Consider the following 23,714-nt stretch of genomic DNA (forward strand, 5'->3'; position numbering starts at 1 on the left):
AGCCAGCACGGCAAGTGAGATTCTAATGAACGCTAACTCGTTTCGTATCCGGTTATCAGGGCGCAAGCTTTGACCAACTGAAGATGGTTTGGTGATGATGGCGGAGGGGTTCCACGCGTACCCATCTCGAACACGACCGTTAAGCCCTCCAGCGCCGATGGTACTTGGACCGCAGGGTCCTGGGAGAGTAGGATGTTGCCAAGCCGACAAGCAGAGAAAGCACCCAGCGATGGGTGCTTTTTTGCTTGTGCGTAGGCGGATTTAATTTTCGGCCTCCAGGAGGAAGCCGCAAGATTAGGATCAGAAGACTTAGTTCGATCCTAGATGTTCTCCAAAAAAAAGACCCGCAGCACAAGTCTGCGGGCAAAGTCTATATATATCAGAAGGGGTCATGTGTTTATCTTAACGGCTGCGGATTAAAGGGTCCTGATAGAAACCTTAAAATTAGATGAATGTTTAGCGGTGATAATAAGAGATTTCGGAGCCTTCCAGCCGAATGACCCCGTCGCTCAGCTCCTTGCGGGTCCGAAGCAGGAGGAAGAAGCGAGGCGCCAGCAGCCAGACGTGCCAGAAGATCAAGGCGACGACCAAACTGGAGCTTGTCCAAGGGTAGAACAGGCCTGCCACGCAGCAGCCGACGAGCAGCAGATGCAGATGCAGCCTTCGGAACAAGGAGAGACTGGTGTCCGATACGGGCAGCGGGCCGATCCACGGGAGATCGAATCGCAGGAACCATTTTTTCTCCGCCGGCTCTTCCACTCTTCGCAGCGTGATCTTAAGAACGATAGCATGCACGGCGAACATAACGGAGAGTCCGAGCAAGGAATAAAGCAGCCCTCTCCATGCGTCCAGAATCGTCAGCGCGGCGATACCCATAAGGGCGGCGGCCAAATAAGCGTACTTCATCTCCGGAAGGAGAGTCAGCTTGCGGATTAGCTTATAATGATAGATAGTCGGGTCCTTCATTCGAATAACTCCTTACGAACGCACTCTGTTCTTTACTATCGGCGTATGGGAGGGGAAATGTTAAGATTCGGAGGGCGACTGCTATTATTGATGTATATTTTCATAGAATATACCCCATACTATAAGTTATAAGGCATAGAAAGCAGGGATGGCAATGGATCAGGATCGCATGGAAACCTGTATTGTCTGCGGCCAACCGAAAGAAGAAGGCATTCATATCGTGAATGAATTTATCTGCATCTCTTGCGAGATGGAAATGGTACAGACGAAAGTAGAAGACGAGAAATATCCGTTCTTCGTTAATCGGCTTAGACGGATAGCGGTCCGTTATCATGTTTAAGCGATGAAACGCAACGAGGTAAGAACCGTTTGCTCTTGATGGACAGGAGCGGACGGTTTTTTTGTTTGGTATAATAGACCGAAGTCATGGAAAGGAACGGTGGAAAATGAACGGGAACGCGGATCGTGCTCCTCTATTGGAAGCATTGCTGATGCACGCGGAACGGCGGCCAACAAGCTTTCATGTGCCGGGTCATAAGCAGCGCGAAGCGAAGTATCGGACGGACCAGACGGACTCCCTCTACCGAGATCTGCTCGCTATCGACGTCACGGAACTGTCCGATACGGACGATCTCCACCATCCCGAAGGAGTTATCGCCGAAGCGGAGCGGCTTGTCGCGGACTGCTTCGGCGCCGAGGAGAGCTGCCTTCTGGTAGGGGGCAGCACGTCCGGCAACCTGGCGATGATTCTAGGCGTCTGCGAGCCGGGGGAGCTTGTTCTCGTTCAACGCAACGTCCATAAATCGGTGATTCACGGGCTGATCCTTGCCGGAGCTCAAGCGGTGTTCTTATCTCCGGTCATCGACCCGGAGACGGGTCTTGCTCTGGCTCCCTCCCCAAGCACGGTTATGGCAGCTATAGAACGCTACCCGGAAGCGAAGGCTCTCTTCCTGAGCAACCCGAATTACTATGGGCATTCCTCCGATCTCCGCGATCACGTCGCGCTTGCCCATCGATATGGAATTCCGGTTCTTGTCGATGAAGCGCACGGACCTCATTTCGGACGGCATTCGTCATTCCCGACGAGCGCACTAAGCCTTGGAGCGGATGCGGTCGTTCAATCGGCGCACAAAATGCTGTCCGCCATGACGATGGGGGCCTATCTTCATATGCAAGGGGACCGGGTAGACAAGGAGAGCATTCGACAATACCTAAGAATGGTGCAGAGCTCGAGTCCCTCGTATCCGATCATGGCTTCCCTTGATCTGGCTCGCTGGCAGGTGCAGACCAAAGGCGAAGAGTTGTTTCACTCCGCTCTGGCAGCTGCGAGAAACATTCGGGAGAGCCTTGGAACCTCTCCGATTCGTACGCTCCTTCTGCAGAGTCCGCGGGTCAATTGGCAGGGGGATCCGCTGAAGATCGTCCTGACCGACGCGACGGCAACGCTGTCGGGCTTCGAGCTGCGCGATGAGCTGGAGGCGCTGGGCTGCCTTGCGGAGATGGCGGACGATCGTTACGTCGTTCTTGCCCTAGGCACGGGAACACGAGAGGAAGATGGAGACGTATTGATTCGGGCCGTCAGGAAAATCATTCATAAATTCGGTCTCGAGAGGAAAGCCTATAAAGAAACCTCTCCGGGAGAAGTCCAAGCCCCGGACAGTCCCTACTCGCTTCCCGCCCGGTTCTCCCGCCATTCTCTTCCTACCGAACCCATTAAATTGGAGGAGGCGGAAGGACGGATCTGCGGCGAATGGATCATTCCCTATCCGCCAGGCATTCCGGAGCTTTATCCCGGGGAGATCATTACCGCCGCAGCGATTAACCGCCTTAAGCAGTGGAGGATCCAAGGCTCTCGAATTCAGGGCGCCGAGGATGCCGAGCTTAAACGCTTGCGCGTTGTCGTACAGGGTTAAGGGGCGAAGGGCAGGAGGATTCAAAGGAGCCGACTCGTTTCATGAATCGTACGGATGACGATATTCGCCTCGCGATCGGCCGCATCGCGGCCCTGATGGCTTCCCTTCTGATCGTAAGCCTTATAATGACCTCTCCGATCGTCGGAGTGGCGGACAACGGGGATTTCGCCCGGGTGATGGGCGCTTCGGGAATCGCGCCGCTCGATCCGTCCGAATCTTACGGCGAGCGTTATTTCCGGCATGCCCACTCCCATTACGCCTACGGAACGTTCCTCTCGGGTGGATATGTATCGACGCACGTGCTGCTTGTCGCGCTCTCCGGCTTATTGTCCCGCCTGCTCCTCGAGCCGGTGTACGATATCCGCTGCCTGGGACTCCTCTATACGATCGCGATTTTGTTCGCGATTCTTCTGCTCGTCCGCCACATGCCCGAGCTTAAGACCAGAAAGGGAACCGTTCTTCTCTCCTCGGCCTTTAGCATCGCGCTTGCCTTGGTCTTTCTGGACATCGGTTACCTGGCCTACTTCCAATCCTTCTTCGGCGAGCCCTACGCGATGGTAGCCATGCTTCTTATGACGGCTGCCGCTCTGGCTCTGACCTCTTCCCAAGCCCCCTCCGGCAAGCTGTTGGCCTTGTTCGTCTGTTCGGCGCTGGCCGTCGCCACCGCCAAAATCCAGTACGCCCCGTTAGGCTTCGTCTTCGCGATGCTTGCCTGGAGGCTGCGGGACCTGCAAACGAGCGTTCGCTGGCGACGGCAGGTCCGGGTCGGAGCTTGCCTCATCGCCGCAGGATCGATTGCTATGATGATAGCGGCTCCGAATCGGCTCGTTCACACCAACCTATACCAGTCCATCTTTTACGGAGTGCTTAAAGACACCCCCTCTATCGAAGCGGACCTTAAAGAGCTCGGGATTCCGCCTAAGTATGCCGTTCTCGCCGGAACGAATTATTTTCAGAAGGATACCGCCATTCCCCAGAGAGACGCTGCCCTCAAACGGGAAGTCCTCGATCGGCTCAGCCACCGAACCATCGCGATGTTTTATCTTAAACACCCCGGGCGACTCCTCGAGAAGATGAAGAAGGCCGCTCTGGCAGGGACGTCGATCCGCCCTTATTACCTGGGAAATTATGATAAGACCGACGGCAAACCGAAGGGCGCCTTGAGCTACCGATTCAGCGCCTGGAGCGAATTCAAGCATCAAAGGATGCCGAAGAGCCTCGGATGGTTCGCCATCGTTTATTCGGGGTACATGTTGGTTATCGGCGCGGGCTGGCTCCGAAGCCGGTCCAGAAGCGCCAAATTCGCATTCGAGACGTTGGCGGTCGTGGCGGCGTGCGGGATTTTCGCTTTCGTCATTCCTTTAATCGGGGACGGGGAGGCGGATCTGGGCAAGCATTTGTTCCTGTTCAACGTCTGTTTCGATATGATGCTGGTCTGTCTTCTTTTTCTCGGATTGTACGGTCTGGGCAAAAGACTGGAACGATAGGGACGCGGAGGAGCCCTATAGTATATAATGATTAGAGAAATAGAAGACGCGAGGATGGGCATCGTTCATGACGAAAGGGTATTTTCTATCGGTTGAAGGGAATGAAGGGGCCGGCAAGTCGACCGCGCTGTCGATGGCGGCCGAGCATCTGACCGGCAGGGGCATCGAAGTGGTCATGTCGCGCGAGCCGGGAGGAATTGCGATCGCGGAGCAAATCCGTTCGATCATCTTGGATAAAGACAATACCGCTATGGACGCGCGGACGGAAGCGCTTCTGTATGCGGCTTCGAGAAGGCAGCACTTCGTGGAGAAGATCGTTCCGACGTTAGAGTCCGGCAGGACGATCCTGTGCGACCGATTCATCGACAGCAGCCTTGCTTACCAGGGATATGCGCGCGGCATCGGAATCGAGGAGATTCTGGCCATCAATCAATTCGCGATCGAGGATACGTTCCCGGACCTCACCTTGTTTCTGGACGTCGATCCGGAGCTCGGCCTTGCCCGCATCAACGCGAACAAGAATCGAGAGATCAATCGATTGGATCTGGAGGCGCTCGGCTTCCATCAACGGGTACGGGAAGGCTACCTGAAGATTGCGGCGAGATTCCCGGAACGAATCGTCCGAATCGACGCCAATCGTTCGGTCGAGGAAGTTCTGGAGAGCATGAAGCAAGCGCTGGATGCGTTCTTGGCCCGCAAGTCCCGTGTCGCGAAACATTCGTTTGGCGGATAAAGAGGATTTTGACCGCAACGTGTCTAATTATATGTATTGGAAGCCATTGCCGATATCTGAAGGAGGGACAGGCAGATGAAGCTGTTGATTGCCGTCATTCAGGATAAGGATAGCAGCAGATTGTCGAACGCTCTCATTAAAGAAGGATTCCGGGCAACGAAGCTCGCCAGTACGGGCGGTTTCCTTCGCGCGGGCAACACGACTTTTCTTATAGGCGTCGAGGATGAGAGAATTCAGCAGGTGCTCGACGTCATTCGGGCGAATTGCAAGATTCGCGACCAGCTGGTGACGCCGGTGTCCCCGGTCAGCGGAGCAGCCGACTCGTATATTCCGTTCCCCGTGGAAGTTCAGGTGGGCGGCGCCGCGGTATTCGTGCTGCCGGTCGAGAGGTTCGAACATTTCTAACGAGCAGCGTGGTGAAACGTAATGAAGATCGAGCCCGGATTTCGCCCCTTCAACAAAACCCTCGTTCGCAACGATTCTCCGAATCGGCAAGCGCAGACGCAGACGTTCGGAGACTTCATGCAGCATCAAGAGGAGAGCCGCACGATCGAGGAGCTGAACCGCAAGCTGGTGGAGATCGGAGCGCAGGGAGATCGCCTGATGCGCTCCATGACCGTTCGCGAGCTGAAGCAGTATCGCCTTATGGTCAAGAGCTTTCTGGAGGATACGTTAAGACGGGGAATCAAGCTTAAAGAAACCAAAGGCTGGGACAAGCGCGGCCGGGGCAAAAGATACAAGATTCTCGAGGAAGTCGATTCCCTGCTCGTCGCGATGGGAGAGGAGCTGCTTCAGAGCGAGGAAGGGCGCTTGGAGCTGCTGGAGAAGGTCGGCGAAATTCGCGGCTTGCTGATTAATTTAGTCTTCTGATGGATAGCATGTGCAAGGCCGTCTGCGCGAATGTCGAGCCGACTTAGTCGAACAATCGCGAGCGGCCTTTGTTTTTTTATATACGAATTTCAGCCGGAGAGGAGGACATTCGGATGTCCATGCAAGACGTTCCGGGCCAGCGCCGGGCGAAGGCGCTGCTGCAGAACGCGCTGCGCGCCGGCAAGGTCGCGCACGCCTACTTGTTCGCGGGACCGGCGGGGAGCGGCAAGAGGGCGATGGCGGAGGCGTTCGCCCAGACTTTGTTCTGCGAGAAGCAGGGCATCGATGCTTGCGGAGAATGCCTGGAATGCCGCAAAGTGCTGCACGGCAACCATCCCGATCTTCACATGGTCGTTCCGGACGGCGCCACCGTCAAGATCGAGCAGATTCGCGAGCTGCAGAAGGAATTGTCTTACCGAAGCGCGGGAGCGGGACGCAAGGTTTATATAATAGAAGGCGCGGAGACGATGACGACGCCGGCGGCGAACAGCCTGCTTAAATTCCTCGAGGAGCCGAACTCTCCGATCAATGCCATTCTGCTTGCGCCGAGCGCCCAATCGGTGCTGCCGACCATCCTGTCGAGAAGCCAATTGGTGCCGTTCGTGCCAGGGGATCCGGAGGAATTGGAGCAGGCGTTGATCTCCGAAGGGAAGCCTGCGCTGCTGGCGAGAGCCGCGGTGCACATGACGTCCGGGCTCGAGGCGGCAAGGGCTCTCTGCCAGGAGAATTGGTTTGCAGAAACTCGAAACGTAGTGATACAATTAGGTAAGGAGAATTCGTCCCGATTTCCTGCTGCGTTGCTTACGGCTCAACAGCAGGTCTTCAAGACGGATGTTGCCGAACATACAGATACATTGCTGCAGATGTTTGCCTTGTGGTATAGAGATATGATTTATGTCATTACCGGCCGAGAGACAAGAATCGTGTTCTCGGATCAGTTAGAATGGATTGCCAAGCACGCTTGGAGCCGCAGCCTAGACCATTGGCTCGCGGCGATGGAAGCGGCGCTGACGGCGGCTCGCCGAATCAAGGCGCATGTTCAGCCGCAGTTGGCCCTTGAGCAATTCCTGGTTAAGTCGCGGGAGGGATAGATAGTGTACGACGTTGTCGGCGTCCGCTTCAAGAAGGCGGGCAAGGTCTACTATTTCGATCCCGCCGAGCATTCGGTGTCCAAAGATCAGAACGTTATCGTAGAGACGGCCCGCGGAGTGGAATACGGTCAGGTGGTCATCGGACCGAAGACCGTGGGAGAAGACGACGTGGTGCTGCCGCTTAAGAAGGTCATTCGAGTCGCGGGCGATCAAGACGCCCGCGCCGTCGAAGAGAATCGGAACGCGGCGAAGAACGCCTTCGCGATAGGTTTGCAGAAGATCAAGGACCATCAGTTGAAGATGAAGCTGGTCGACGTGGAATACACGTTCGACCGCAACAAAATTATCTTCTATTTCACGGCGGAAGGCCGCGTCGACTTCCGGGAGCTCGTCAAGGACTTGGCGGGAGTGTTCCGGACTCGCATCGAATTGCGGCAGATCGGCGTGCGCGATGAAGCGAAGATGCTGGGCGGAATCGGCCCGTGCGGACGGATTCTGTGCTGCTCGTCTTGGTTGGGAGACTTCGAGCCCGTCTCGATCAAGATGGCTAAGGATCAGAATCTGTCTCTCAACCCGACGAAGATATCGGGTCTGTGCGGGAGATTGATGTGTTGTCTGAAGTATGAGCATGACAACTATGAGAGTGCAAGAGAAGAGATGCCGGCGGTCGGCAAGATCGTCATAACCTCGTTCGGTGAGGGCAAGGTCGTCGGTTTGAACGTAGGCAATCGCATGGTGCATGTCCAATTGTTCGACCTCGGCAAAGTAAAAGAACTATCGTTTGAGGATGTCGTGGTCAAATAACCGTTTCGACACTGACACAACCTGATGCTTGAGGTGTAAGCTGTTGATGAATGACATTTTCCAACGCATGGAAGAGCTTGAAGCGCAGCTGCTCCATGTCCAAACCGAGTACGGTTCGCTTAAATACAAGATCAAGGAGCTTCTGGAGCAGAACCAGCAGCTGATCATCGAGAACGAGCAGTTGAGGAAGGTTTTGAAGCGGGAGAACGGGTTCGCCGCTCCCGAGGGAACGTCGGAAGAGCCGGCTGCCTCTGCCGGACAAGCCAAAGAGTCGTCGGGAGCCGCTCACGGAGTCGGAGAAGGCTACGACAACCTGGCACGGCTTTATCATGAAGGATTCCATATTTGCAACGTTTATTACGGGCATCTTCGAATGGAAGGCGATTGTCTGTTCTGCCTCTCCTTTTTAAGCAAGTAATCGCTCCAAGGAGCTTTGCGAAGCACGCGCTGTTCTTCCTCGCGAAGAGGAAGACGGCGTTTTTTTATTGTCGCCCGCCTTCCGGAGCGGGAAAGGTGGCATTTCTCGTTTAGATCAGGTAAGCTAGTGGGCATGAGAAATATGGAACGAATGGTGGGAAAGACATGTTGGAGTTGCCGATCGGCTCCCAAGGAATGCCCGATGCCCGGCTGAAGCCGGGAGAACGGCTGGACGACTTGCTGACCTACGAGCTTAAGATCATCCAGAGTCCGGAAGTATTCAGCTTCTCTCTGGATGCCGTTCTGCTGGCGCGGTTCGCGACCGTCCCTCCTCGCGGCCGGGTGCTGGACTTGTGCACCGGCAACGGGGTCATTCCTCTGCTGCTGTCGACAAGGACTTCCGCCCGGATCGAAGGAGTGGAGATCCAGCCTCGGCTTGCGGACATGGCGGAGCGCAGCGTGGCCTTGAACGGACTCGCGGACCGGATCCGGATTCGGCTGGGAGATCTGAAGGAATACGAGAGCCCGGACGGACCTTACGATGCGATAACGGTGAACCCGCCCTATATGCCCGTGAAGTCCGGCGAACATAAAGAGAACCTGCATCATGCGATGGCTCGGCATGAGATCGGGTGCACGCTCGAGGAGGTAACGGCCGCCTGCTCCCGTCTGGTGAAGAGGGGAGGGCGCGTGTCGATGGTTCATCGGCCGTCCCGCTTGGTCGAGATTACGGAAGCGATGAGGAGGAACCGTCTCGAGCCGAAGCGGATGCGCTTCATTCACTCCCACGCGGACAGCGAAGCGAACATGGTGTTGATCGAAGCCCTGAAGGAGGGCAAGCCGGAGGTTCGGCTGCTGCCGCCGCTCATTGTCTACCATAAGGACAGGGAGTATACGCAAGAGCTGCTGGACGTGTTCTATGGAAGAAAAGATCGGCTAATCGATAACGGCAACAAGGAGACGGAGGCGGAAACCCCATGAGTTCAGCGGATCATCAACGGAGCGAGACAAGCTCGGTCGCCGTTCAGAAGAGCTTCGCCGCCCGAGATAAACCGGGAACCCTCTATCTGGTGGCGACGCCGATAGGCAACCTGGAGGATATGACGTTCCGCGCGATTCGGACCTTGAAGGAGGTCGATCTGATCGCGGCGGAGGATACCCGTCAATCGCGCAAGCTTCTGACTCACTTCGAGATCAGCAACCGGCTGGTCAGCTATCATGAGCACAACAAGGAAGCGAGCGGACCGGAGCTTCTTCGTCTTCTCTCCGAAGGCAACAGCATCGCCCTCATCAGCGATGCGGGACTGCCCGCGATATCCGACCCGGGAGCCGATCTGGCCGCCGAGGCGGCGGCGCTCGGGATTCCCGTCGTCCCGATCCCGGGTGCCAATGCGGCATTGTCCGCCCTCATTATCTCCGCTCTGCCGACTGACCGATTCTTATTCGCGGGCTTCCCGCCGCGGGATCGCAAGGGAATGGATCGCTTCCTCGACGGAATAGGATCGGAGCCCGGAACGGTCATCCTCTATGAAGCCCCTCACCGGCTGAAGAAGACGATCGAAGCGATAGCGGCCAGATGGGGCCATCGCCGGATGGCGATCGTGAGGGAATTGACGAAACGATACGAAGAAGTCGTCCGGGGTACGGCGGAAGCTTGCGCGAGACATCTCGAGGAGGTTCCTCCTCTAGGAGAGTGCGTCCTTCTGCTGGAAGGGACGGCGAGCGCCGGCAGCGCATGGGGTTCGGAGACGGGCACAGCGGCCTCGGAGCCGGGCTCCTGGTGGTCGGCTCTGTCTCTCGCCGAGCATGTGGACAAGTACGAAGCGGAGTCGGGCAACCGGAAGGAAGCGATGCGCCTCGCGGCAAGGGATCGGGGGCTATCCAGGCGGGACGTCTATCAGGCACTCTTGAAACAAGAATAGAAGAGATAAAGACCGAGATTAGGCCGCTAAATTATACACATGTGAATAAAGCAAAAAAATCCCTCCCGCATGAGCTCGGGAGGGTTGCAAGGAGATATAAAAAGGTTAGAATTAACAAATTTTAGACTTTCGTTTTCTATTATAGCACACTTCTTTAATTTGTCACAGGTGTAGGCAAATCCTTCAAGCAATCTCGGCAAACAATTTTGCCCTTGAAGTAGATTACGCTCTCCGCATTTCCGCAGAAAATACAAGCAGGCTCATACTTCTTCAGCATGATCCGCTCGCCGTCCACGTAAATTTCGAGCGCATCCTTCTCGCCGATACCCAGCGTACGACGCAGCTCGATCGGAATGACCACGCGGCCGAGCTCGTCCACCTTGCGAACAATACCAGTAGATTTCATCATTTGGAAAACTCCCTCTTCTCAGGTTAAAATAAATATAAAGCTCTCTAGCAAACGTGCAACAAAGGCGGATTATTATTCGTCAGCATTCGACAAAATTCTCGTTTCACTGCCTATAATCATACCAACCATTCCCAAATAAGTCAACCGAGATTATGCCGCGTTGCAGAGAAAATCCGTGAAACGCCTGTAAATACAGGAACAAAACAGATACTTGAGCGAAAATAGAGATTCAAATAAAGTCAAAAAGTCCTAATACATATAACGACATTATTCGACATTAGTTTCGGTGATTTGTCGAATTGTGATTAAGAAAATAATGGATAACGGAGGTGCTGTCTATGTTCCGACCGCTGGATGAGGAGAAAGTGTTCAAAGATCCGGTGCATCATTCCATCTACGTGCAGGATGCGACGATATGGAAGCTGATCAACACGCCGGAGTTTCAACGATTGAGGAGGATCCGACAGCTAGGGACGACCTATCTGACTTTTCATGGCGCGGAGCATAGCCGGTTCTCCCATTCCTTGGGCGTCTACGAGATCACGCGCAAGATCATTAACCAGTTTGAGCGTAACGGATATAAGGATTGGCCGCAAGAGGAAAAGATGGTAAGTTTATGCGCTTCTTTGTTGCATGATGTCGGACACGGCCCATTCTCCCATGCCATCGAGCAGGTGTTCGACACCGATCATGAGGAATGGACCTGCGAGATCATTCTTGGCGACACGGCGATCCATCGGGTGCTGAAGGAAGCCGACGAGCAGCTTCCTTGGAAGGTCGCCTCCGTCATCCGCAAGACCTACGACAAACCGATCGTCGTCAGCCTCGTCTCCAGTCAGATGGACGCGGATCGGATGGACTATCTGCTTCGCGACGCCTACTTCACCGGAGTCAACTATGGCACCTTTGACCTTGATCGGATCCTGCGCGTGCTCCGTCCGCATCAAGGGCAAATCGTCGTTAAAGAGAGCGGAATGCATGCGGTCGAGGATTATTTGATGTCGCGCTACCAGATGTATTGGCAGATTTACTTCCATCCGGTCACCCGAAGCTCGGATATCCTGCTGAAGAAGATTTTCCGAAGGGCCGTCGAATTGCGCGCAAGCAGGCATCGCTTCCAGTTCATGCTGCCTTCGCTGCAGCAGCTGCTCGAAGGGAAGCTGACCGTAGAAGGATATCTGTCCTTGGACGACAATGTGGCCTTCACGGCATTCAGCCAGTGGGCGCACGAGAAGGACGAGCTCCTGTCCGATTTATGCCGAAGATTCTTGGATAGACAATTGTATAAATACGTTCAGCTGGAGACGATGGATCTGAAGCTCATCGAGGATCTCCGCGGCGAATGGTCCCGGATCGGGCTGCATCCGGATTATCATCTGGAGACGGATACGGTGGTCGACCTTCCGTACGACGTCTACAAGCCGGGAACCGAAACGGGCGCTTCCGAGAAGCCCCCCATCCTGCTGCTCGACGAGAAGGAGCAGGTGACGGAGATTTCCGCGAAATCGGACATCATTCGTTCGATCGCCGGCATTCACCGGGGGAAATACTACGTGTATTACCCGGAAGAACTGTTGATCTCGAGGGCGGATCGACTACAGGCCCATACCCGTGAGCTGTTTCATTTATAATAGAAGCGATTATTCGATAGAAGGAGACGAAACCTGACATGTTATTTGACACCCATGCGCATATGGATTCCCCGAAGTTCGACGAAGATCGCGAGGAGATGATCGAACGCGCCCGCGAAGCGGGGATCGAGAAGATCGTGAATATCGGATTCAACCGCGAGACCATTCCGACAACGATGGAGCTAGCGGAGAAATTCCCGTTCGTTTACGCGGCGGTCGGCTGGCATCCGACGGATGCGATCGACATGAGGCTGGAGGAGGATTTAGCTTGGATCGAGAGACTTTGCGCCCATCCGAAGGTCGTCGCGATCGGCGAAATCGGACTGGATTACTACTGGGACACGTCGCCGAAGGACATCCAGCATACCGTGTTCCGCGAACAGATTCGCTTGGCCAAACGACTCCGTAAACCGATCATCATTCACAACAGGGATGCTCATGCAGACGTGGTCCGGCTGCTTCAAGAAGAAGGGGCATCGGAGGTCGGAGGCATCATGCATTGCTTCTCCGGAAGCTGGGAAACGGCCAAACAATGCCTCGACATGAACTTCTATATTTCCTTCGGGGGACCGGTCACGTTCAAGAATGCAAGGGTTCCCAAAGAGGTGCTCGAGAAGGTTCCGAACGACCGATTATTGATCGAAACGGACGCCCCTTATTTAACTCCTCACCCCCATCGAGGGAAGAGAAACGAGCCCGCTTACGTGCGTCTCGTCGCACAGGCAGCAGCGGAAATAAAAGGAATTTCCGAGGAAGAAATAGCCAAAATAACGATGCGCAACAGCCTGGAGTGTTTTGGACTGCCGAGATAAAACGCTACCATCTCAAGAAAATCGAATCCTTTGTCCGATAAAACTGATATTTGCTTGCGAAAACGGGGATTTGAAGATAAATTCATCGAAAACGAGCCAAATTCGCCAATTGACCCTTCTTTACACCTTTGGCGCCAAGAGGTTATCATCACAATCAGAAGTTTGAATATGGCATCCCTTTTCCAGTGCGCTTAATCTCCGATAAGGAGAACGGGGGACCCGATGCAGAGGACGGATCGCACCACAATCCGCGCCGATGCAGACGAGCAATCTTGGGGTGAATTTCGATGAAGAGCGGTTGGCTGCAAGACGGCCATCCATCTCCGAATCGAATAGGGCGACTCTCTTCGTCCGAACCCGACAGCTAACCTCGTAAGCGTGGTAGAGAGAGGTCACCTCGTGCTGCCCAATTCCCTTTGATTCGTACACAAGCGGAAGCCACGAACAGATCCTCTGTCTGTCGAAGGCTTTTTTTGTTGTCCGTTTTACGCAAGACCCAAGGGAGATGGCTCGCCAGCGCGAAGGAACCGATGAACTGGGCAAGGCGGCGCACGTTCGTACGATTGCCGCATCGTACGGATATCCACGCCGTTATCATAAATGGATAGTCGCGTCAGACAATCATGCGTAACAGTCGACGGCGGGGCTATGAAGGAGGAACGAGAAAATGGGATTTGTTCCATTAGGGAACGCCCATGATCCACGACCGACCGGCAAGCTTTTCGCAGCGCGATGGAAGCATGGGCACTTACGCTTGGTCCTGCTGAGCGTAATTCTCTCTTTTGCTATGACCATCTTATTTCTAATGCTGCTGCACGGCGCGTCCGCCATGAGCGTGACCGTCGTGGACGGCGGGAAAACTACCGTCATCCAAACGCGTAATTCCGATGTGCAATCGCTCCTGGAGGAGCATAGCATCGCCGTGGGTCCGCACGATGAACTGTCGACTCCGCTCGCAACGCCTTTAAGCGACGGCAGTACGATCGTCATCGATCGCGCAGTAGGGGTAACCCTTCTTGCGGATGGGAAGAACGTAGTCGAATATACCACCGAGGAGACCGTCAAGGATGTGTTGCACTCCAAGAATCTGTCCCTCGGACCGGACGATCGGATCTATCCGGCGCTCGACACCCAGGTGTACGACGGCCTGAAAATTCGAATCGTCCGCGTTAAGAAAGAACTGAAGGAAGCTCAAATCGAAGTTCCCTTCACGGTCGTGGAGAAGAAGGACGGAAGCCTTGCCGCCGGAACGAAGAAAGTCGTTCAGACCGGGAAACAAGGCCTTGTCGTCAAGCAGTTCGAGAAAGTGTACGAAGACGGCAAGCTCGTCAGCGACCGCATGGTCTCCAAGACGGTCGCGGAGCCTGCCGTGCAGAAGATCGTAGCGGTCGGAACGAAGAAGAAAGCCGCCGTTACGGCGTTGTCTTACGAGGCCGATTCGGAGAAGAAGACGATCACGATCGGCGGCGAAACCGTCAAGGTCAAGAGCGTGCTCAGCAACGTTACCCTGACGGCTTACACGGCCGGTCCCGAATCGACCGGCAAGGACAAGGGCGATCCGGGGTACGGAATTACCGCTTCCGGCACGACCGTGATGGAAGGGCGGACGATCTCGGTCGATCCGGACGTCGTTCCTCTCGGCTGGTGGGTGTACATCGAAGGCATCGGCATACGCCGTGCCGAGGACACCGGGAGCGCGATTAAAGGCAAGAAGATCGATGTTTACTTCGAAAGCGAAAGCTATGCGAATAAGTTCGGCACGAAGCGCGGATATACCGTGTACGTGATCGGACCCGTTAAGCCGACCTCCGATTGATCGGGGGCGGCCGTTAGCAGAGGAACGGTCCGGAAGCCGAACGCTTACGCTTCAATGGGATGCCACCATCGTAAGCGCATCGACAACAATCTATGCGGAAGCTGGCTGCAATTGCTGGGGAAGAGGCGCTAAGCCTCTTCTTTTTGTTATCAGCGGGAAACTTCGCCCGGAGTTTTGTTATAATACAACCTATGGGATTAAGTTAAGGGACGGAAGAACGGAAGGCGGCAGATCGTTGGCTAAATTACGCATTCAAGAAATGATCGTGGTGGAAGGCAAGGAGGACACCGTCGCGATCCGGCGAGCGGTCGATGCCGACACGATCGAGACGGGCGGCTCCGCCATCGGCGAGGAGGTTCTGCGCCGAATCGTGCTCGCCCAGGAGCGGCGCGGCGTCATCGTGTTTACGGATCCCGACTCTCCGGGAGAGAGGATTCGCAAGATCGTGGCGGAGCGCGTGCCCGAGTGCAAGCACGCCTTCCTGTTGAAGGATGAAGCGAGGGGCAAGGACGGGATCGGGGTCGAGCATGCCTCGAACGAAGCGATCGTCCGGGCGCTGGAGCGGGTACGCGCCCCCGGGCCGCATGCGTCGTCCGATGCATCGGAGACGCCGGCTCCGGAGATCGAGTGGAGCGACCTGCTGGATGCCGGCCTGATCGTGCATGCCTCGGCTTCGAAGCGCCGGGAGCGCATGGGAGAGCTGCTCGGCATCGGCTACGCGAACGGCAAACAGTTCTATAAGCGCTGCGTGAACTTCCGCATCACGCGGAAGGAGTTCCTCGACGCCTTGGAACAATTGGAGAAGGAAGGAATCTAACGAACATGACCCCATCGAACTTCCGGGCCGGAGCGGATATCGCTACGCCTAACCGGACCAAGGATATCATTCGCAAGCACGGCTTCACGTTCAAGAAGAGCCTGGGCCAGAACTTCCTGATCGACAAGAACATCCTCGATAAGATCGTCGCCGCCGCGGAACTGAGTCCCGCCAAGGGCGCGCTTGAGATCGGCCCCGGCATCGGTGCGTTGACGGAGCGGCTCGCGGAGGAAGCGGGGCGGGTCGCCGCCGTCGAGATCGACACCCGCCTGATTCCGATCCTGCGGGATGTCATGGCGGAGCGCGACAATGTGAACATCGTGCATGGAGACGTTCTGAAGACGGATCTTCACCGGCTCTGGAAGGAGCAATTCGCCTCATGCGAGCAGGTCAGCGTAGTGGCCAACCTGCCTTATTACGTGACGACGCCGATCATCATGAAGCTGCTCGAGGAAGGGCTTCCAATCGAGAGCATCGTCGTCATGGTGCAGAAGGAAGTCGCGGAGCGAATGGCCGCGAAGCCGGGAGGCAAGGATTACGGCACGCTCAGCATCGCGGTGCAGTACTATTGCGAGCCTCAGTTGGTCTGCATCGTTCCTTCGGGTTCGTTCATTCCGGCTCCGAACGTCGATTCGGCGGTCATCAAGCTGAAGCGCCGCGGCGAGCCTGCCGTGGCCGTCCGCAATGAGGCCGCCTTCTTCAAGGTCGTGCACGCCGCCTTCGCCCAACGCCGCAAGACGCTGCAGAATAACCTGTCGCAGCTGGCCGGCAAGGAGAGGAAGCAGGAGCTGGGAGCGCTGCTGGAGAGCTGCGGCATTAAACCGGAGCGAAGGGGCGAGACGCTGACCCTCCAGGAGTATGCGACGCTTACCGAAGCTCTGCTTGAAGCGGGAATCCTCTCCTGATCGCGCGCCGGATTCGGATAACCTTGCACCATGTGCCTATCGCTTCCATACGATAGGCTTAGAGGTGATTTGCCCATGAAGCAGGGGGAACTGGTTGTCCGCAAATCCTATGGCGGCGATATGTTGTTCCGTATTGATGCCGTATTCGATAAGATGGCGGTGCTGCGCGGAACGGATTACCGGCTGCTGGCCGATTCGCCCATCGACGATCTCCAATCGGTGCGGAACCCGGACGAGCTCGGAGGGACCAAGCGGGCGCGCATCCAAGCGACCGAGTCCTTGAAGCGAATGAGGGAAGAACGGGCGAACATCGGCCTATCGCAGCTGCCGCACTTTTTGAACACGGACAGACGCCCTTATTTCGAGATGCCAGGCAAGGTTCTCCATCTGGATGGAGACCCGAATTATTTACAGAAAAGTCTTGCCGTCTATCATCAGCTTCGGGTGCCGGCGGAGGGGGCTCATTGCCATGAATCCCAGATGCCGCAGGTGCTGATGAGGCTGCTTCCCAAGGTGCGTCCCGACATCGTCGTCGTCACCGGCCACGACGGCGTGCTTAAGCAACGAGAGGATTGGCATAAGCTCACCAGCTATAAAAATTCGGTCAACTTCCTCCATTCCGTTCATGTCGCCCGGGAATACGAGAAGCATAAAGATTCCTTGGTCGTGGTGGCCGGCGCTTGCCAGTCACACTTCGAGGCGCTGCTCGGAGCCGGCGCCAACTTCGCGAGCTCTCCGGGCCGAATCATGATTCACGCCTTGGATCCGGTATACGTCGCCGTGCGCGCCGCGTTCACTCCCTTCCGGGAGACGATCAACATCGAGGATGTCATCGCCCACACCATAAGCGGCATGCAGGGAGTCGGCGGGATCGAGACGATGGGCCGATATCGGATCGGGGTGCCCAATCTGAAATCATTGACCTCCAACGTGGACGTAGGGTAATAAGCTTTACGTCCTATTTTGGGATTTTGGGCGTAAATGAAAGAAAATCACCGTTGACAACATTTGCTCTCGGCCTTATAATATTTGATCGTTTGACACGAGCCCTCTTTTCTTGTTATAATTTACAGGGAAAGAGGTGGTAGTGGATCATGGCTAAGAACGCGCTTATCGAGATCAAGCGAAGCTTGGAGCCGCACGTCGGTTCCAAAATCATGCTCCGCGCCAATGGTGGCCGCCGCAAGACCGTAGAACGTACCGGCGTGCTGGAAGAGATATACCCTTCGGTTTTTATCGTCAAGCTGGATCAGGAACAAAATGCGTTTAAGCGGGTTTCGTACAGCTATGCAGATATTCTGACCGAATCCGTTGAAGTGATGGTTTGCAATGAAGAGGGTCAGGTAAGGATCAATTTCATGTCGCACTGACAAGATTCGGTTGATGGGCAGCCGCGCTTTCGAGCGTAGGCTGCTTTATTTTGTTGAATGAGCCCCGATCGGCGAGGGAAGACTATCGGTTAGGAGCCGTTACGGCGACCCACACTCGTTAAAAGCGAAAGGGGCGGTACCCATGAGCCGGAGAAGGAGAAGCACCATGTCCGAGGAATTCAAAGCGGAGCTTGCGAAGGATCTCGGCTTCTACAATACCGTTCAGAACGAAGGCTGGGGAGGCATACGCGCCAAGGATGCCGGGAATATGGTCAAAAGAGCGATTCAGATTGCCGAGCAGGCTGCTTCCCGCAAGCAATGATCAATCGGCTGAAGATGGAATAGCAGATAGCAGCGGCTCCCTTCTGATGGGAAGGGTGCCGCTTTGTTGTATTTCGTAGGCCTAATGGCCGAAATCGCATTTCTCCCGGGGGTTTGTTATAATATGTAAAGCTTTTGGCTTGAGACGAAGATTGGATTGCCCGACAGGTGATGATGATGATGATGAAAGTATACGAGAAGGCCCCGGCCAAAATAAATCTGCTGCTGAACGTGCTTCGGAAAAGAGAAGACGGATACCATGAAGTCGAGATGATCATGACGATGGTAGACCTTGCGGACCGGCTCGAGATGTACGAGCTTCCACGCGATCAGATCGTGCTCTCCAGCCATGCAGGGTTCATCCCGCTCGACGAGAAGAATCTCGCTTTCCAGGCTGCCCGCCTGATCAAGGATCGTTACGGCGTTCGGCGCGGCGTATATATCCATCTGGACAAGCAGATTCCGGTGGCGGCCGGTCTCGCCGGCGGCAGCAGCGATGCGGCGGCGGCGTTAAGAGGGCTGAATAGATTGTGGGAGCTCGGTCTGTCGATGACGGAATTGGAAGCTCTCGGCGCCGAGCTGGGCTCCGACGTCCCGTTCTGCATCCGCGGAGGCACGGCGGTGGCGAGAGGGAGAGGCGAGAAGCTCGAATCGATCGAGAGCCCCCCGCAATGCTGGGTTGTGCTCGCCAAGCCTCCGATCAACGTCTCGACGGCGGACGTATACGGCAAGCTTCGAGCGAACGAGATCCAGGACCATCCATCCATTCCGGGAATGATCGACGCGATCAAGCGTCAGTCCTTCCATGACGTGTGCGCGGGATTGGGCAACGTATTGGAATCGGTTACTTTGCCCAAGTATCCGGAGGTTCGCCAGATCAAGGAAGTCATGACGAGGCTCGGAGCCGACGGCGTGCTCATGTCCGGAAGCGGACCGACCGTATTCGGGTTGGTATCGAAGGAATCCAAGGTGGCGAGAATCTACAACGGGCTTCGCGGCTTCTGCAAAGAAGTCTACGTCGTCCGGATGCTTACGTAAAAGTTCTTGCTTAGCCATTTGATGTTAGGTATGTTATCATGATGTTTAGTGAAGTCTTGCTCAAAACCGGATAAAGATGTTATGATTGCGGTAAATTATTCGGTTTTGGGACGGGAGAGAGGAATTGTGAAAAAGTTGAAACGCAGCGCGCGGCTTGTGGAGATGACTCAATACTTATTAGCCCGTCCCCATACGTTAATATCTCTGACAGCCTTCGCCGATCGCTACCAATCGGCCAAGTCTTCCATCAGCGAGGATCTGGCCATCATCAAGGAAGTTTTCGAAGGCGAAGGGATCGGGGATTTGCATACGCTGGCGGGAGCGGCGGGCGGGGTTCGCTTCATCCCCCGATGCGACAAGGCGATGGCCTTGGAGAAAATCAAGGAAATGTGCCGTCAGCTGGAGCAGCCGGATCGGCTGCTGCCTGGCGGCTATCTATACATGACCGACTTGCTCGGACAGCCGGCTCTGCTTCAAGAAGCCGGCCAGATGTTCGCCACCGCGTTCGCCGATCGCGAGATCGACGCCATCATGACCGTCGAGACGAAGGGGATTCCGCTCGCTTACGCGACGTCCTTGTTCTTGAACGTTCCGGTCGTGATCGTCAGACGGGATCACAAGGTTACCGAAGGCTCGGTCGTCAGCATCAATTACGTCTCCGGCTCGACCAAACGGATTCAGACGATGTCTCTTGCCCGTCGCGGGCTTCGGGAGCAATCCCGAGTGCTCATCATCGACGACTTCATGAAGGCGGGCGGAACCATTCAAGGGATGATCGACCTGCTGCACGAGTTCAGGGCGGTCGTCGCCGGAGTCGGCGTATTCGTGGAATCCGGGGAGATCGATAACGAAGAGAGGCTGCTTCACGATTATGTCTCGCTTGCTCGGCTGACGGAGGTAGATTTGAAGACTCGCCATATTACGGTTCAACCCGGGAATTTCTTTAAGGAGGAACAATAATGACTATCTTTGGAACGATCTCTACGGATGCGGCTCCGGCCGCGATCGGCCCTTACGCCCAGGCCGTGCGTTACGGCGATCTTCTGTTCACTTCGGGACAGATTCCGCTGACGCCGGACGGAGTTCTCGTAGAAGGCGGAATCGAGGAGCAAACCCGTCAGGTGCTCTCGAATCTTAAAGCCGTCCTCGCGAGCGTCGGAGCGGACTTCAAGAACGTCATCAAAACGACCGTATTCCTGAAGGACATGAACCAATTCGCGACGTTCAATTCGGTCTACGCCACCTATTTTTCGGAGCATACTCCCGCACGCTCAACCGTAGAAGTGGCGCGGCTTCCGAGGGATGTTCTTGTCGAAATCGAGGTTATTTCGACAATCCCTGTCGAAGGGTAAACCTAACAAAAAATAATTTCAAATTCGACCATTAATTTTCCAATAAAAAGAAGGAATTTGCACGGTAATGTGGAATATTACACCAAGTCTTCCGAAGGGGCAAAGGTGGTGAACACAAGTGCAAATTACAGATGTGAGGCTCCGCCGCGTTAATTCCGAGGGGCGCATGAAGGCTATTGCTTCCATTACCATTGACAATGAGTTCGTCGTTCATGATATCCGAGTGATCGACGGCAACAATGGGATGTTCGTGGCAATGCCGAGCAAGCGGACACCGGACGGTGAGTTCCGTGACATTGCTCACCCCATTTCCTCCGGCACACGCGAGAAAATCCAATCCGCCGTTCTGGCGGAGTACGAACGGGCTGCTCAAGACGAAGAAGTATTGGTCGAAGGCGCTTAACAGGAATCATACAGAGAATGGATATGAGAATTTCTTAAGAGAGAGCTCTACATGGGCTCTCTTTTCATTTGCGTTAGAATAAGCTAAACTTTAGAGATTGTGAAGAGATAAGCAGAAATGCCGACGGCGAATCCCGGACGTTGTTGCGCGGACGCCGGCTGGAAGAAGGAAAAAGGAGGTCTCGTTGCTTGAGAAGATTGGCTATCGTATTAGCGGCCGGACAAGGCAAACGAATGAAATCCAAACTATATAAAGTGCTCCACCCCGTATGCGGCAAACCGATGGTGAGCCATGTAGTGGAAGCGGTGAAGAAGGCGTCCTGCGAGCGGGCCGTCGTCGTCGTCGGACATGGGGCCGAGGCGGTCATGGCGCATCTCGGAGACTCCGCCGAATACGCTCTGCAAGCCGAGCAGCTGGGAACCGGACATGCGGTGCTGCAGACCAAATCCCAATTGGGCGATCTCGACGGCGTTGCCATCGTCGTCTGCGGAGACACTCCGCTCGTCACGGCGGAAACTCTCGAAGCGCTCATCGCCCTTCATGAGAAAGAAGGCTCCGCGGCAACGATTCTGACGGCGGAACTGGAAGAGCCGACCGGCTACGGCCGGATTATCCGGGGAGAATCCGGAGAAGTTCATAGCATCGTCGAGCAGAAGGATTGCTCGCCGGAGCAAGCGGCTATTCGGGAGATTAATACCGGTACCTACTGCTTCGACAACCGCAAGCTGTTCGACGCGCTCTCCCAGGTGACGAACCAGAACGCGCAGGGCGAATACTACCTGACCGACGTGATCGGCATTCTGCAGAGGCAAGGCAATCGGATCTCCGCCTATAAGTCGGAGGATCCGGCCGAAGCAATCGGCGTGAACGATAGAATCGCTCTCGGGCAAGCGGAGCGCCTCATGCGCCGCCGGATCGCCAGGGCCCATCAGACGAACGGAGTTACCCTGATCGATCCGGAGAATACGTATATCGAGTCGGAGGTAACCATCGGTTCGGATACCGTCATTTATCCGGGAACCGTGCTGAAGGGACGGACGGTCATCGGCTCGGACTGCGTCATCGGACCTTCCGCGGAATTGAAGGACACCGCGGTCGGAGACGGCTCCGTCATCCGGCAATCGGTAACCGATGAAGCGGAGATCGGAGAAGGCTGCTCGGTCGGACCGTTCGCTTACTTGCGCCCGGGGACCAAGCTCGCCAACCAAGTGAAGATCGGGGATTTCGTCGAAGTGAAGAATTCCGTCATCGGAGAAGGCAGCAAGATCCCGCATCTTAGCTACGTCGGAGACGCAAGCGTCGGCGCGAACGTCAACATCGGATGCGGGGCGATTACCGCCAACTACGATGGTTATAATAAATCGAGAACAGAGATCGGCGACAACGCTTTTGTCGGCAGCAACGTCAATCTGATCGCTCCCGTCTCCGTCGGCGAAAGCGCTTATGTCGTCGCGGGCTCTACCATTACGCAGAATGTCGGAGCTAACGATGTCGCCATCGCCCGCGAGCGTCAGGTAAACAAGCCTGGCTATGCCGAGAAGCTTCGCGCCAGAGCGCGCGCCCAGAAAGAAAAGAAACAATAATTTCTCTCTATCGTAAATAATCCTATAAAAGTAATTAAGGCGGTGCGTCATGTCTTACCCAGATTCAACTCTCAAGCTGTTCGCAGGCAGTTCCAATCCAAGACTAGCTGAAGCGATCGCGCGCAACATTGGAATTGCTCTCGGCGATGCGGAGATGAGAAGATTCAGCGACGGCGAAATCCATATTCGCCTAAACGAGAGCGTACGCGGCTGCGACGTCTATGTCGTGCAGTCTACCTCGCAGCCGGTCAACGAGCATCTGATGGAGCTTCTCGTTATGGTGGACGCTTTGAAGAGAGCCTCGGCCAAGACCATCAATGTCGTCGTTCCCTACTATGGCTACGCTCGGCAGGATCGCAAAGCCCGTTCTCGCGACCCGATCACGGCGAAGCTTGTCGCCAACCTGATCGAGACGGCGGGAGCCCACCGCGTGATCGCGATGGACCTGCACGCCATGCAGATCCAAGGCTTCTTCGATATCCCCGTCGATCATCTCTTGGGAGTTCCGATTCTGGGCGATTACTTCCAGAGCAAGGGCTTGCTTGCTCCGGTCGTCGTCTCTCCCGACCACGGCGGAGTCGTTCGCGCCCGCCGACTGGCCGACGAGCTTCAAGCGCCGCTGGCTATCATCGACAAGCGCCGTCCGGAGCCGAACGTCGTCGAGGTCATGAACATCATCGGCGACGTTTCCGGACGCACGGCGATTCTCATCGACGACATTATCGACACCGCGGGCACGATCAGCCTGGCGGCCGAGGCCCTTAAGAAAGCCGGAGCTCGCGAGATCTATTGCTGCTGTACGCACCCGGTGCTGTCGGGCAAAGCCCTCGAGCGTCTGGAGGCCGCTCCGATCAGCGAGGTTGTCGTAACGGATACCATTCCTCTCAGGGATCCTTCCGCTTCGACGAAGCTGCGCGTGCTGTCGGTAGCTCCGCTTATCGCGGAAGCGATTGTCCGCATTCACGAGCAGCAGTCGATCAGCAAGCTGTTCGAGCCGCACGTATAAAGGATGTTTAGGCTTGGTCGGTAACGGGTACTAATAGGTATATCACCG

The 23,714-nt window shown here is 55.5% G+C and carries 27 protein-coding genes, 1 rRNA gene and 1 riboswitch; of the genes, 26 read left to right on the forward strand and 2 right to left on the reverse strand.

What is annotated here, in order from left to right; translation table 11 throughout:
* The first annotated feature begins 87 nt into the window (after positions 1–87).
* Positions 88–204: ribosomal RNA gene (gene rrf, locus H7B67_RS29340) — 5S ribosomal RNA — on the forward strand.
* 252 nt (positions 205–456) lie between these two features.
* Here the strand turns inward: rrf and H7B67_RS29345 are convergent.
* Positions 457–966, reverse strand: a complete 510-nt coding sequence (locus H7B67_RS29345) for a transposase (RefSeq protein WP_185123463.1) — start codon at positions 964–966, stop codon at positions 457–459.
* 169 nt (positions 967–1,135) lie between these two features.
* On the opposite strand from H7B67_RS29345, the gene H7B67_RS29350 reads away from it, so the two are divergent.
* From H7B67_RS29350 to rsmI, 11 genes are all read left to right on the forward strand, one after another.
* On the forward strand, positions 1,136–1,306 hold the full coding sequence (locus tag H7B67_RS29350; RefSeq protein WP_342592644.1) for a sigma factor G inhibitor Gin: 171 nt from the start codon (positions 1,136–1,138) through the stop codon (positions 1,304–1,306).
* Positions 1,307–1,412: 106 nt separating this feature from the next.
* Entirely contained in the window at positions 1,413–2,879 is a 1,467-nt protein-coding gene (locus H7B67_RS29355) for an aminotransferase class I/II-fold pyridoxal phosphate-dependent enzyme (protein WP_185123465.1), read from the forward strand.
* A 41-nt stretch (positions 2,880–2,920) separates the two neighbouring features.
* Positions 2,921–4,366 (forward strand): glycan biosynthesis hexose transferase WsfD, encoded by a 1,446-nt coding sequence (gene wsfD, locus H7B67_RS29360; protein WP_185123466.1) that lies wholly within the window; start codon positions 2,921–2,923, stop codon positions 4,364–4,366.
* A gap of 67 nt (positions 4,367–4,433) precedes the next feature.
* Entirely contained in the window at positions 4,434–5,099 is a 666-nt protein-coding gene (tmk, locus tag H7B67_RS29365; RefSeq protein WP_185123467.1) for a dTMP kinase, read from the forward strand.
* 75 nt (positions 5,100–5,174) lie between these two features.
* Positions 5,175–5,504 (forward strand): cyclic-di-AMP receptor, encoded by a 330-nt coding sequence (locus tag H7B67_RS29370; RefSeq protein ID WP_185123468.1) that lies wholly within the window; start codon positions 5,175–5,177, stop codon positions 5,502–5,504.
* Between the two features lie 21 nt (positions 5,505–5,525).
* Positions 5,526–5,969, forward strand: a complete 444-nt coding sequence (locus H7B67_RS29375) for a YaaR family protein (RefSeq protein WP_185123469.1) — start codon at positions 5,526–5,528, stop codon at positions 5,967–5,969.
* A gap of 113 nt (positions 5,970–6,082) precedes the next feature.
* Positions 6,083–7,060, forward strand: coding sequence for a DNA polymerase III subunit delta' (gene holB / locus H7B67_RS29380; protein ID WP_185123470.1), 978 nt, complete (start codon positions 6,083–6,085; stop codon positions 7,058–7,060).
* Between the two features lie 3 nt (positions 7,061–7,063).
* Positions 7,064–7,864: a regulatory iron-sulfur-containing complex subunit RicT gene (locus H7B67_RS29385; protein ID WP_185123471.1), complete on the forward strand. Its 801-nt coding sequence runs from the start codon at positions 7,064–7,066 to the stop codon at positions 7,862–7,864.
* 46 nt (positions 7,865–7,910) lie between these two features.
* On the forward strand, positions 7,911–8,282 hold the full coding sequence (locus tag H7B67_RS29390) for an initiation-control protein YabA (RefSeq protein ID WP_425353927.1): 372 nt from the start codon (positions 7,911–7,913) through the stop codon (positions 8,280–8,282).
* Between the two features lie 164 nt (positions 8,283–8,446).
* Positions 8,447–9,262, forward strand: coding sequence for a tRNA1(Val) (adenine(37)-N6)-methyltransferase (locus tag H7B67_RS29395; protein ID WP_245364119.1), 816 nt, complete (start codon positions 8,447–8,449; stop codon positions 9,260–9,262).
* A complete protein-coding gene (rsmI, locus tag H7B67_RS29400; protein WP_185123472.1) occupies positions 9,259–10,203 on the forward strand; it encodes a 16S rRNA (cytidine(1402)-2'-O)-methyltransferase in 945 nt (314 codons plus the stop codon). Before H7B67_RS29395 ends, rsmI begins: the two co-directional genes overlap by 4 nt.
* A 154-nt stretch (positions 10,204–10,357) precedes the next feature.
* Here the strand turns inward: rsmI and H7B67_RS29405 are convergent, their stop codons facing one another.
* Positions 10,358–10,612, reverse strand: a complete 255-nt coding sequence (locus tag H7B67_RS29405) for an AbrB/MazE/SpoVT family DNA-binding domain-containing protein (protein WP_185123473.1) — start codon at positions 10,610–10,612, stop codon at positions 10,358–10,360.
* A gap of 338 nt (positions 10,613–10,950) precedes the next feature.
* Here H7B67_RS29405 and H7B67_RS29410 point away from each other — a divergent pair, with 338 nt between their 5' ends.
* The 14 genes from H7B67_RS29410 (at position 10,951) to H7B67_RS29475 (ending at position 23,666) form a co-directional block, all read left to right on the forward strand.
* Positions 10,951–12,243 carry an HD domain-containing protein gene (locus tag H7B67_RS29410; RefSeq protein ID WP_185123474.1) on the forward strand — a complete coding sequence of 431 codons (1,293 nt, stop codon included), beginning with the start codon at positions 10,951–10,953 and terminating at the stop codon, positions 12,241–12,243.
* Between the two features lie 38 nt (positions 12,244–12,281).
* Positions 12,282–13,055: a TatD family hydrolase gene (locus tag H7B67_RS29415; protein WP_185123475.1), complete on the forward strand. Its 774-nt coding sequence runs from the start codon at positions 12,282–12,284 to the stop codon at positions 13,053–13,055.
* Between the two features lie 178 nt (positions 13,056–13,233).
* A riboswitch (cyclic di-AMP (ydaO/yuaA leader) is annotated at positions 13,234–13,449 on the forward strand.
* Positions 13,450–13,884: 435 nt separating this feature from the next.
* The gene (locus tag H7B67_RS29420) at positions 13,885–14,871 is read left to right on the forward strand and encodes a resuscitation-promoting factor (RefSeq protein ID WP_342592641.1); all 987 of its coding nucleotides are present in this window, start codon (positions 13,885–13,887) and stop codon (positions 14,869–14,871) included.
* Between the two features lie 259 nt (positions 14,872–15,130).
* Positions 15,131–15,688 (forward strand): ribonuclease M5, encoded by a 558-nt coding sequence (gene rnmV, locus H7B67_RS29425; RefSeq protein WP_185123493.1) that lies wholly within the window; start codon positions 15,131–15,133, stop codon positions 15,686–15,688.
* 5 nt (positions 15,689–15,693) lie between these two features.
* Complete coding sequence (gene rsmA / locus H7B67_RS29430; protein WP_185123477.1) at positions 15,694–16,593, forward strand: 16S rRNA (adenine(1518)-N(6)/adenine(1519)-N(6))-dimethyltransferase RsmA; 900 nt, start codon at positions 15,694–15,696, stop codon at positions 16,591–16,593.
* Between the two features lie 75 nt (positions 16,594–16,668).
* Positions 16,669–17,538 (forward strand): sporulation peptidase YabG, encoded by an 870-nt coding sequence (yabG, locus tag H7B67_RS29435; RefSeq protein WP_185123478.1) that lies wholly within the window; start codon positions 16,669–16,671, stop codon positions 17,536–17,538.
* Positions 17,539–17,687: 149 nt separating this feature from the next.
* The gene (veg, locus tag H7B67_RS29440; RefSeq protein ID WP_185123479.1) at positions 17,688–17,963 is read left to right on the forward strand and encodes a biofilm formation stimulator Veg; all 276 of its coding nucleotides are present in this window, start codon (positions 17,688–17,690) and stop codon (positions 17,961–17,963) included.
* A 142-nt stretch (positions 17,964–18,105) separates the two neighbouring features.
* Positions 18,106–18,285 carry a small, acid-soluble spore protein, alpha/beta type gene (locus H7B67_RS29445; protein WP_185123480.1) on the forward strand — a complete coding sequence of 60 codons (180 nt, stop codon included), beginning with the start codon at positions 18,106–18,108 and terminating at the stop codon, positions 18,283–18,285.
* Positions 18,286–18,467: 182 nt separating this feature from the next.
* Positions 18,468–19,322: a 4-(cytidine 5'-diphospho)-2-C-methyl-D-erythritol kinase gene (ispE, locus tag H7B67_RS29450; protein WP_185123494.1), complete on the forward strand. Its 855-nt coding sequence runs from the start codon at positions 18,468–18,470 to the stop codon at positions 19,320–19,322.
* Positions 19,323–19,448: 126 nt separating this feature from the next.
* A complete protein-coding gene (gene purR / locus H7B67_RS29455) occupies positions 19,449–20,282 on the forward strand; it encodes a pur operon repressor (RefSeq protein WP_185123481.1) in 834 nt (277 codons plus the stop codon).
* Positions 20,282–20,674, forward strand: a complete 393-nt coding sequence (locus H7B67_RS29460; protein ID WP_221468949.1) for a RidA family protein — start codon at positions 20,282–20,284, stop codon at positions 20,672–20,674. The genes purR and H7B67_RS29460 overlap by 1 nt, the downstream gene beginning before the upstream one ends.
* A gap of 118 nt (positions 20,675–20,792) precedes the next feature.
* A complete protein-coding gene (gene spoVG / locus H7B67_RS29465; protein WP_027092136.1) occupies positions 20,793–21,077 on the forward strand; it encodes a septation regulator SpoVG in 285 nt (94 codons plus the stop codon).
* A 188-nt stretch (positions 21,078–21,265) separates the two neighbouring features.
* Complete coding sequence (gene glmU / locus H7B67_RS29470) at positions 21,266–22,660, forward strand: bifunctional UDP-N-acetylglucosamine diphosphorylase/glucosamine-1-phosphate N-acetyltransferase GlmU (protein WP_185123482.1); 1,395 nt, start codon at positions 21,266–21,268, stop codon at positions 22,658–22,660.
* 49 nt (positions 22,661–22,709) lie between these two features.
* A complete protein-coding gene (locus H7B67_RS29475; protein WP_185123483.1) occupies positions 22,710–23,666 on the forward strand; it encodes a ribose-phosphate diphosphokinase in 957 nt (318 codons plus the stop codon).
* Positions 23,667–23,714 lie beyond the last annotated feature (48 nt).

Origin of the sequence: Cohnella thailandensis (assembly GCF_014212135.1) — a bacterium.
GTDB lineage: Bacteria > Bacillota > Bacilli > Paenibacillales > Paenibacillaceae > Cohnella > Cohnella thailandensis.

Excerpts from the sequence above, each read along its gene's own strand:
- H7B67_RS29345 (WP_185123463.1), bottom strand. The coding sequence starts at position 966 with ATGAAGGACCCGACTATCTATCATTATAAGCTAATCCGCAAGCTGACT.
- H7B67_RS29350 (WP_342592644.1), top strand. The coding sequence starts at position 1,136 with ATGGAAACCTGTATTGTCTGCGGCCAACCGAAAGAAGAAGGCATTCAT.
- H7B67_RS29355 (WP_185123465.1), top strand. The coding sequence starts at position 1,413 with ATGAACGGGAACGCGGATCGTGCTCCTCTATTGGAAGCATTGCTGATG.
- wsfD (WP_185123466.1), top strand. The coding sequence starts at position 2,921 with ATGAATCGTACGGATGACGATATTCGCCTCGCGATCGGCCGCATCGCG.
- tmk (WP_185123467.1), top strand. The coding sequence starts at position 4,434 with ATGACGAAAGGGTATTTTCTATCGGTTGAAGGGAATGAAGGGGCCGGC.
- H7B67_RS29370 (WP_185123468.1), top strand. The coding sequence starts at position 5,175 with ATGAAGCTGTTGATTGCCGTCATTCAGGATAAGGATAGCAGCAGATTG.
- H7B67_RS29375 (WP_185123469.1), top strand. The coding sequence starts at position 5,526 with ATGAAGATCGAGCCCGGATTTCGCCCCTTCAACAAAACCCTCGTTCGC.
- holB (WP_185123470.1), top strand. The coding sequence starts at position 6,083 with ATGTCCATGCAAGACGTTCCGGGCCAGCGCCGGGCGAAGGCGCTGCTG.
- H7B67_RS29390 (WP_425353927.1), top strand. The coding sequence starts at position 7,911 with ATGAATGACATTTTCCAACGCATGGAAGAGCTTGAAGCGCAGCTGCTC.
- H7B67_RS29395 (WP_245364119.1), top strand. The coding sequence starts at position 8,447 with ATGTTGGAGTTGCCGATCGGCTCCCAAGGAATGCCCGATGCCCGGCTG.
- rsmI (WP_185123472.1), top strand. The coding sequence starts at position 9,259 with ATGAGTTCAGCGGATCATCAACGGAGCGAGACAAGCTCGGTCGCCGTT.
- H7B67_RS29405 (WP_185123473.1), bottom strand. The coding sequence starts at position 10,612 with ATGATGAAATCTACTGGTATTGTTCGCAAGGTGGACGAGCTCGGCCGC.
- H7B67_RS29410 (WP_185123474.1), top strand. The coding sequence starts at position 10,951 with ATGTTCCGACCGCTGGATGAGGAGAAAGTGTTCAAAGATCCGGTGCAT.
- H7B67_RS29415 (WP_185123475.1), top strand. The coding sequence starts at position 12,282 with ATGTTATTTGACACCCATGCGCATATGGATTCCCCGAAGTTCGACGAA.
- H7B67_RS29420 (WP_342592641.1), top strand. The coding sequence starts at position 13,885 with ATGAGCGTGACCGTCGTGGACGGCGGGAAAACTACCGTCATCCAAACG.
- rnmV (WP_185123493.1), top strand. The coding sequence starts at position 15,131 with ATGATCGTGGTGGAAGGCAAGGAGGACACCGTCGCGATCCGGCGAGCG.
- rsmA (WP_185123477.1), top strand. The coding sequence starts at position 15,694 with ATGACCCCATCGAACTTCCGGGCCGGAGCGGATATCGCTACGCCTAAC.
- yabG (WP_185123478.1), top strand. The coding sequence starts at position 16,669 with ATGAAGCAGGGGGAACTGGTTGTCCGCAAATCCTATGGCGGCGATATG.
- veg (WP_185123479.1), top strand. The coding sequence starts at position 17,688 with ATGGCTAAGAACGCGCTTATCGAGATCAAGCGAAGCTTGGAGCCGCAC.
- H7B67_RS29445 (WP_185123480.1), top strand. The coding sequence starts at position 18,106 with ATGAGCCGGAGAAGGAGAAGCACCATGTCCGAGGAATTCAAAGCGGAG.
- ispE (WP_185123494.1), top strand. The coding sequence starts at position 18,468 with ATGAAAGTATACGAGAAGGCCCCGGCCAAAATAAATCTGCTGCTGAAC.
- H7B67_RS29460 (WP_221468949.1), top strand. The coding sequence starts at position 20,282 with ATGACTATCTTTGGAACGATCTCTACGGATGCGGCTCCGGCCGCGATC.
- H7B67_RS29475 (WP_185123483.1), top strand. The coding sequence starts at position 22,710 with ATGTCTTACCCAGATTCAACTCTCAAGCTGTTCGCAGGCAGTTCCAAT.